This window comes from Actinoplanes sp. TBRC 11911 (genome assembly GCF_012933445.1).
GTDB lineage: Bacteria > Actinomycetota > Actinomycetes > Mycobacteriales > Micromonosporaceae > Actinoplanes.
The window spans coordinates 19,537-28,313 of sequence record NZ_JABBNC010000017.1 but is presented as its reverse complement, the minus strand read 5'-3'; the positions used below and the strand labels follow the sequence as shown (position 1 = coordinate 28,313).

The window sequence follows — 8,777 nt, the reverse complement described above, 5'->3', positions numbered from 1 at the left end:
ATCCGCCGAAGTGGCCTCTTTCGTGCGCCGGGCCGGGTTTCATAGGGGGACAGCCAACCTACGACAGCCGCTCAGGGGACTCCGTGTCGATCGAACACACCGGCGTCGACAGCCCGGTGCCCGCCGGGCAACCCGTCATCGAGCTGTCCCGCCGGACCAGGCTGGCGGTCACCGACGCACCGTCGCTGGTCGCGGCCGCGGTCAGCGCGGGCTGGGAGAACCCGGACGGCTTCGCCGCCGACGATCCGCACGCCGCCGTCGACGCGGCCCTGTGGCTCTGGACGCTGAACTCCTCCGCCCTCCCCGGCGTCAGCGTCCTGGCCGACGGCGGCGAGGCCGGCTTCGCCGCCGCCCCCGGCGACCCGGCAGCGCCGTAGCCGCTCATCCGGCACGACCGCGGCGCTCTGCGCGTATTACTTCGCACGAGCCGCAATTAATATGATAGTCGAATATCAATATGAATGCGGGATAGCATTTTCGCAGCCACTGTGAAGCGGCAGCGGAGATGATCGGCGGTCGATGTCAAGCGGGAAACGCGAGCCAACAGCCATCCGGTTACGTTCAATAGCAAATAGCAATGCGTTCATTGATTCGACCGCGAAATGACTCTAGGGCCATCCCGGAGTCGATCGACCATGGCGTCCGTGAGTAAATTTCTGAACAAACGACCCCTGACTGTCGATGAGTACGCGGAGTTCAACACTCAGGCGCTCGCCCGGCAGTCCGTCTCCCGGCGGTCGATGCTCAAGGCGGCGGTCGCGGGCGCGGGCGGCGTCGCGGTGGCCCAGTTCGCTCTCGCCGACGCGGCGTTCGCGGCCGGCGGGGGCACCGCCGGTAACGCCGGCGTCGTCGTATCGGGCCGGCACATCTCGTTCGTGCCGGCATCCGACGGAACGCTGCGCAACGCCATGGCGGTCACCGCGCAGCTGGTCAGCAAGACCGGCTCGCTCCCGCGGAACCTCAAGGCCTGGGTCGAGGTCGGCACGGCGCCCGGCCACTACGGCGCGCGCCACGACGCGGACATCCAGCACCTGCTCGGCCAGTACGCGATCGCCGAAGGCCCGATCGGCAGCCAGTTCTACCTGAAGGCGACCATCACCGGGCTGCGCGAGGACTCCGTCTACCACTACCGGGTGCGGTTGTCCGACGGCACGGTCAGCGGCGACGCGCACTTCACCACCGCGCCCGCCCGGGTGCTCGGCCACGGCCACGACACGAAGGCGCCGAAGCCGTTCACCTTCACCGCGTTCGCCGACGTCGGCACCAACACCTCACCCACCGACCCCAAGTACGCCTGGGGACAGGACCCGGCTTTCGTGACGGCGGCCGGGGGCACGTGGTCGAAGGGCATTTTCGACGACGGCTACTACAAGACGGACGACCCCGTCGCCGGTCCGAACGGCACCGACCCGCACCCGGCCATCAGCCAGACCAACCTGATGGCCACGCAGAATCCCGTCTTCACGTTGCTGGCCGGCGACATCTGCTACGCCGACCCGGACGGCAGCGGACTGCCCGCCGACAACAGCGGCGTCTCGCCGACCGCGACCGGCGGGGCCGCGGTGTTCGGCAAGAACTTCTTCAACCCGTACGTGTGGGACGTGTTCCTCAACCAGATCGAGTCGCAGGCCGCGTTCACGCCGTGGATGTTCGCGACCGGCAACCACGACATGGAGCCGCTCTACGGCAACACCGAGTTCCTGGGTGGCAGCCCCACCCACGGGTACGCGAGCCACGCCAAGCGCCTGGACCTGCCGGAGAACGGGCCGCACGGCTGCCCGTCGGTGTATCGCTTCGTCTACGGGAACGTCGCCGTGATCTCGGTGGACGCGAACGATCTGTCGTACGAGATCCAGACGAACTTGAATTACTCCGGCGGCGCCCAGTTGCGCTGGCTGGAGCAGTCGCTGAAGGAGTGGCGCAGCGGGGCGGCGGCCGAGGGCATCGACTTCGTCGTCGTCTTCTTCCACCACTGCATGTACTCGACCACCGACAACCACGCCTCGGACGGCGGCCTGCGCGACAAGCTGGACCCGCTGTTCAGCAAGTACCAGGTGGACCTGGTCGTGAACGGCCACAACCACCTGCTCGAGCGCACCGACCCGATCCGGTACGGCCGGCGCACCCGCCCGGCGCCGGACGGCTCGACCATCCACCCGGCCGACGACGGCGTGACCTACATCTGCGTCGGTTCCGGCGGCCGCCCCCGCTACCCGTTCCGGCCCGCGCCGAGCGCCGCCGCACCGGCCCCCGCGGGCGTCACCCCGACCGGCCCGCAGCTGCTGCCGGAGGGCCAGCGCTTCCGCGGCTACCAGCCGGCCGGTGGCGCGAACACCAAGGAGAACAACACCGAGAACGTCGTGAACAGCTACGTCTGGTCGAAGGACGGCACGACCATCAAGCCGGGCGACGGCTACCCGACCGGTACGAAGGTCCCCGAGGTCGTCGACTGGTCGCAGGTCCGCTACGACGACTACGCGTTCATCGCGGTGGACGTGGTGCCGGGCCGTGCCGGGCAGAAGACGACGTTCACGATCCGCACCCTGGCGGACGCGCTGCCGGGCAGTGGCAAGCCGTACGCGGAGATCGACCGCATCACCCTCGAGCGCACCGCCGGCCGCGGCGCGATCCGCACCATCGACCACCCGCACAACGGTCGTTCCTGAGCGACCGTGGGGGGCGTGGCGTCCGCCACGCCCCCTTTTCTAGTCAATACCCGGGACCGGCCCGGCGTGATCCGCGGACACCCCATCCACGGCCGACCGCCGCACCACCGCCGCGCACAGACCCACGGCGATCAGCCAGCCGAACAGCAGCATCCACAGATACGGGTCGTGGATCTCGATGCGGCTGCCGGCCAGCCGGTCGGCGGGGGTCAGCGCGTGCGGGACCAACGGCGTGATGAGCCACGCCGGCCCGGCAGCGACCAGCACGCTGAACACGTTGAGGATCAGCAACGTCGCGACGGTGCCGGCGCATGCCCCGGCCAGAAGCTCGGCGGCACCACCCCCGCGACGGGCGGCGACCCATCCGGCCGCGCCCATCCCCGCGACGGTGAAGAGGACCGCCGCCGAGGGGTCGGCCGGGATCGGCGGGAACGCCATCACCAGCACGGTCCACCCGGCGGCCGCGACACCGCCGGCGGCGACGCCGATGATCAGGGTGCGCGTGGTAGCGGGCGAACGTCGCGCGGTCAGCGCGGCGAGTCCGAGCAGATACCCCGCGAACATCACCGTATAGACGGGCACCCCCGCGATGTCGTGATTGGTCTTGTGCGCCATGGACGCGACCGCCTCCGCGGCCAGAGCACCGACGAGGAGATGGCCGCCGGTGCGCAGACCACGCGCGGCGGCGCCACCCGCCACCGGCCCGAACGGCCTGACCCGCCCGAGCCCGACCACCAGCAGCAGCGCGCCGACCAGCCCGACAAGGCCCCACCGCAACGGCCCGTACGAAACCCCCGCGACCGTGTGCACCCCGGCGACCAGCAGTGCCAGCACCAGCAGCGGGTACCCGGTACGTCGCCACACCGCGGGCCGGGTAACGACCACCCGGACACAGCCGGCGGCGAAGCGCCAGCGCTCCCCGCGCGGCCCGATGGCCTCGAGCTCCGCCTGCATCGCGGCACCCCATTCGCGGCGGCCGGGCGGCAGGAGGTGGGCAACGGACGCCACCAGCCGTCCGGCCGCGTCGCGCCGGCTCACCACGCACCCCGCAACTCGCTCCGCGACCGCCCCGGCAACACCTCCTCGGCCGCGCCCTCCCCGGCCACCCGAGCCCCCTCCCCGGTCAGCCGATACAGATGCCGCGCCGGCCGGCCGGGCGGCGGGTCGCTTTCCCAGGTGGCCTCCAGCAGCCCGCGGTCGCACAGCCGGATCAGGATCGGGTAGAGCGAGCCGGCCTTCAGCCCGACCTGCCGCCCCAGCTCGTAGCCGTGGCGCCAGGCCGACGGGTCGGCGGCGAGCGCGCTCAGCACCGCGATGGTCTGCGGGGAAAGTCGCCGGCTCCGGGTCACCGCCAAACTCTATCTATATAGATAACCACCGGTCCCTCGGCCGTTCGGACAGCGCCCGGACACCGCGCAGCCACCACGGCCGGAGACCGTGGTGGCTGCTGTGCGGGGGCGAGGAGCAAAGCTCAGGACTTGATCAGGTGGTGCGCCATGGCCGACGCTCAGAGGGGCTGGATGTTGTGGTTCAGCCGGAACATGTTGCCGGGGTCGACGCGGCCCTTGATGGCCGCGAGCCGGTCGTAGCGCTCCGCGCCGTAGGCCCGCCGCACCTGCTCCGGAGTGACCGCCTCGTCCTTGGACAGGAAGTTCACCATGCGCCGGTCGTCGACCGCCCACGGTGCGAACGTCTGCACCATGCGCTCGAGCCACCCCCGCAACAGGTCGGCCTGCCCGGACCCGCCCACCCCGAAGGCGAACATCACGTACGGCACGCCGCGGCTGGCAACCGAGTTGGGGACGGCGGGTTCCTGGTCGAACGCGCCGCCGAGCAGCCGCACCTCGATGCTGAGCAGAGGGTTGTTCGTGTCCGGCCCGGCGAAGTCCCACAGGGTGTCGAGTACGCCCGGCGAGAACTCGCGCAGCGTGGTGGTCCGGTCGAAGTACGGGACCGGCTCCGGCGGGTCGAGGTGGATCATCGCGTTCTCCGTGTACGGGCGCATCCGCACGTCGTCGATGATCGGCGTGGCGGCCGCGCGGATCGGCGCGAACAGGCGCTCCCCTTCCTCGGCGCCGCCCAGATACGCGAAGCGCACGTGCAGCACGAACGCGCCGCGCAGCGGTTCCGGGAAGGCATCCAGGGCGGGCAGCCGCTGCACCGCGAACGATGTCGTCGCCTGCTCCGGCAACGTGGGCGCCCAGGTGCTCCAGATCCGGAGCACGTCCTTCATGCTCGCGCCCGGGAAGTAGACGCCACCGCCGTAGAACTCGGTGACCGCGAACAACTCGACCTCGATCGCCGTGACCACCCCGAAGTTGCCCTTGCCGCCGAGCAGCGCCCAGAACAGGTCCGGCTCGCTGGTGGCGGTGACGTCGTGTCCCTCGCCGTCGGCGGTGACCACCTCGATGCGCCGGACGTGGTCGGCCGCGTACCCCAGCGACCGGCCGAAGATCGGGCTCTGCCCACCGCCCAGGATGTAGCCGACGGCGCCGACCGTCGGGGCCGACCCGTTCATCGGGGCGAGCCCGTGCTGGGCGGCCTCGGCCACCACCGCGCCCCAGCGCACCCCGGCCTCGATGCGAGCCGTCCGGTTGGCCGCGTCGATGCGGACGCCGTCCATCCGGGCGGTGTTGATCAGAACGGCGCCGTGCGCCTCCCGGACCACCTGATGCCCACCGCCGCGCACCGCCACCGGCAGCCCGTGGCGGGCCGCGAAGCGAACCGCGGCGCGCACGTCGGCGGCACCGGTGACGCCGACCGCGACGGCCGGGCTCAGCGGGTTGTTCAGGTTGAACGGTGCGGTCTCGGCGGCAAACCCGTCGTCGCCCGGCAGCAGGACCGGGCCGGCCACGGCGCCGCGCAGTTCGGCGACGTCCAGTCCGCTTGCGGCGGCTGTCTCTGTCACAGCATTCACTCCATTGCCTAATCGCTTGCGTACCGCATTCTTGCGCACGCCAGAAGCGAGGCTAATGGGATAGCCATTAAAATCAAGCGTGATGACGGCCATTGATCAGGAATTGAACCACGGACGGCCGGAGCCGACGGACACGGTGACCGAGTGCACATCCCGTGTGAAGCAATCTACCCAGCGTAGAACGCTACGATTCGTGACCTGAGGCTACGATGTAGCGAGCTATACGCATATGAGCACTACATCGACGAGCTTGCCACCACCGTCAAGGAGGCCCTCATGCCGGACGTTCCGGCACAGCTCCGGCAGACCGTCTTCGCGAGATCCGGTGGACGTCGAGTGGATTTCGAATGGAGAGGAAAAAGTGTCCTCGCATTCGACATGACGGAACGGGAGATGCGATGACGCAAACATTTTCCGGCGCGCCGGCGGTGCGGCTCGCGGTTCTCGGACCGGTGCGCGCGTGGCGCGGCACGCACGAGCTCAACCTCGGACCGCGCCAGCAACGCCAGGTGCTCGCGCTGCTGCTGGCCCGCGCCGGCCGCTACGTCACGATCCACGAGCTGGTCGACCTTCTCTGGGGCCGCAACGCCCCGGCCAGCGCCACCAACAGCGTGCACCGCTTCATCGGAGCGCTGCGCCACCTCCTCGAACCCGACGTGGCCCCGCGCTCCGACGGGAAGTGGATTCTGCGGCGCGACGCCTCCTACAGCCTGGTCGCTCCGGCGGAAAGCGTCGACCTGCTGGAGCTGCGCCGCCTGGCGGCCGAGGCGCGCGACGCGGAGAACCGCGGTCTCGCCGAGGCGGCGATCGCCCGCTACGGCGAGGCTCTGGCGCTCTCCCGCGGACGCTGCGCCGACGACGGCACCGCCGAGACGCACCGGCATCCGGCCTTCGTGGCCGTCGACGAGGAATACGCGTCGGTGGCCCGCGATGCCGCGCGCGCCGCGCTCACCATGGACGGCGCCGGCGCGCTGCTGCCGCCGATCCGGCGCGCGTCCGAGATGAACCCGCTCGACGAGGCGTTGCAGGCGCGCATGATGCGGCTGATGGCCGCCGACGGGCGGCAGGCCGACGCGTTCGCCCTCTTCCAGATGGTCCGGGAGGCGTTGTCCCGCGAGCTCGGCGTCGACCCGGGCCCGGAGCTGCGCGAGGCGTACGACGAGGTCCTCCGGCCCCCCGCGGAGGCCACCGCGCCGACCGGCCTCGCCCAGCTGCCGCGCGACCTGGTCTCGTTCACCGGGCGCCGGGAGCAGCTCGACCGGCTCACCGCCCTGTTGCGCGAGGCGGAGCAAGCCGGTTCGATGCCGATCGTCGCCATCGACGGCATGCCGGGCGTCGGAAAGTCCACTTTGGCCGTGCACTGGTCCTACCAGGTGGCCGGCCGGTTCCCCGACGGCCAGCTCTACCTCGACCTGCGCGGGCACCGTCCGGACGCCGAGCCGGTGACCGCGGCCGAGGCCCTGCAGTCGTTGCTGGCCACGCTGGGGGTCGCGGCGGACTCGCTGCCCGCCGGCGTCGGCGCCCAGGCCGCCGTGCTGCGCAGCCATCTTGCCGGGCGCCGGCTGCTGGTACTGCTCGACAACGCCGAGTCGGACGAGCAGGTGCGCCATCTGCTGCCCGGCGGCACCGCCGGCTTGGTGCTCATCACCAGCCGGGTACGCCTCGCCGCCCTGAACGCCCGCGACGGCGCCGAGCTGTTCACCCTGGACACGCTCGCGCACGACGAGGCCCGGTCGCTGCTCAGCCGCCGGCTCACCGGCCGGCTTGACGACCAGAACCAGGCGCTGGACCAGTTGGTCGAGCTCTCCGGCCGCCTTCCGTCGGCGCTCGCGGGCCTGAGCTCGTACATGATCGCCTGTCCGCAACGCACGCTGGAGGCCGTCCTCGCCGACGTGCACACCCGCGACAACACGCTGGATCTGTTCGCCGAGCAGGGCGTGGTGAACGTCCGGGAGTCGTTCGCCACGTCCTACCACCGGCTCACCGCACCGGCGGCCCGCCTGTTCCGTCTCGCCGCGCTGCATCCCGGGCCGGAGATGAATCACGTCGCCGCCGCCAGCCTCGCGGGCCTTCCACCGGCCGAGGTGCGCCCGTTGCTGGCCGAGCTCGACCGCTCCCACCTGCTGCACACCTCACCCACCTCACGCCTCTCCTTGCATTCCCTGGTACGCCGGTACGCCTCGGAGTTGTCCGCCACCATCGACAGCGACACCGATCGGAGCGCGGCCCGCGAACGGCTGATCCAGCACTATCGGCACACCGCGGACGCCGCGTACCGGATGCTGCGACCGCCCGTCCCGCCGGTGGACCCGGGCGAGGTGCCGGAAGCCGTGACACTGCAACGCATCCCGGACTACGGCACCGCCCTGTCCTGGTTCCGCACCGAGATCGCGGTACTGGAGCGGCTCGTGGACGGACCGCACGGATGGCAGATGGCGACCACCTTGGTCCCCTACTACCGGCACAGCGGCCTCGGTCAGGAGTGGCTCGTCACCATGCGCACCGGCCTGCGATCGGCCGAGCGGCTCGGCGACCGCGCGGGTCAGGCACACATGTACCGAGCCCTGGCCGGCGCCCACCACCAGCTCGGCGACCACGACCGGGCACACGACGACCTGGGGACGGCGTTGCACCGGTTCGGCGAGCTCGGTCTCGCGGCCGAACAGGCGTACGTGCGCCTCGGCTTGGGGGATCTGCTGGCGGAAGCGGGCCGGCACCGGGAGGCGATAGCCGACTTCGAACGCGGGCAGCGCCTGTTCACCGAGGCCGGCAACGAGAACGGCGTCGCGGCCTCGCGCGAGCGCATCGCGTCGTGCCTCGCCGCGCTCGGTGACCGGGACGCGGCCGTGCGGCTGTTCGAGCGGGCGGCGGCGGACTATCTGCGGCTGCGCGACGAGAACGGCGTCGCGGACTGCATGCTCGGCCTGGGCAGCGTCCGGCTCGGGACGGGCGACAACTTCACGGCCATCGGCTACCTCAAGCGCGCGATCGAGCTGTACCGCCGCGCCGGCAACGCCGCCGCCGCGGCGGAGACACTGATCGCGCTCGGCGACGCCCACCTGGCGAACGACGAACCCGACGAGGCCTTCCGCACGTGGCGTGACGCCCTCGACATCCTGGAGGACCTGCGCCTCCCGGCCGCGGTGACCGCCCACGGCCGCCTGCAGACCTCCTGACCGCCTTGACCCTGACGC

6 protein-coding genes are annotated in these 8,777 nt (G+C 71.2%); 3 read left to right on the top strand and 3 right to left on the bottom strand.

All coding sequences use genetic code 11. The features are described 5' to 3' along the window. Positions 1-83 precede the first annotated feature (83 nt). Together HH310_RS22735 and HH310_RS22730 are read left to right on the top strand one after the other, a co-directional pair. A complete protein-coding gene (locus tag HH310_RS22735) occupies positions 84-377 on the top strand; it encodes a hypothetical protein (protein WP_169177637.1) in 294 nt (97 codons plus the stop codon). Between the two features lie 267 nt (positions 378-644). After that, on the top strand, positions 645-2,666 hold the full coding sequence (locus HH310_RS22730) for a metallophosphoesterase family protein (RefSeq protein ID WP_312034269.1): 2,022 nt from the start codon (positions 645-647) through the stop codon (positions 2,664-2,666). 39 nt (positions 2,667-2,705) lie between these two features. Here the strand turns inward: HH310_RS22730 and HH310_RS22725 are convergent, their stop codons facing one another. The 3 genes from HH310_RS22725 to HH310_RS22715 form a co-directional block, all read right to left on the bottom strand. Then, complete coding sequence (locus HH310_RS22725) at positions 2,706-3,704, bottom strand: hypothetical protein (protein ID WP_169177635.1); 999 nt, start codon at positions 3,702-3,704, stop codon at positions 2,706-2,708. Continuing rightward, entirely contained in the window at positions 3,701-4,015 is a 315-nt protein-coding gene (locus tag HH310_RS22720) for a PadR family transcriptional regulator (protein ID WP_312034268.1), read from the bottom strand. The genes HH310_RS22725 and HH310_RS22720 overlap by 4 nt, the downstream gene beginning before the upstream one ends. Positions 4,016-4,173: 158 nt before the next feature. Continuing rightward, positions 4,174-5,574, bottom strand: coding sequence for an FAD-binding oxidoreductase (locus HH310_RS22715; RefSeq protein WP_312034267.1), 1,401 nt, complete (start codon positions 5,572-5,574; stop codon positions 4,174-4,176). Positions 5,575-5,981: 407 nt separating this feature from the next. Between HH310_RS22715 and HH310_RS22710 the strand changes: the two genes are divergently transcribed. Further along, on the top strand, positions 5,982-8,759 hold the full coding sequence (locus HH310_RS22710) for a BTAD domain-containing putative transcriptional regulator (RefSeq protein ID WP_169177633.1): 2,778 nt from the start codon (positions 5,982-5,984) through the stop codon (positions 8,757-8,759). Positions 8,760-8,777: the final 18 nt, after the last annotated feature.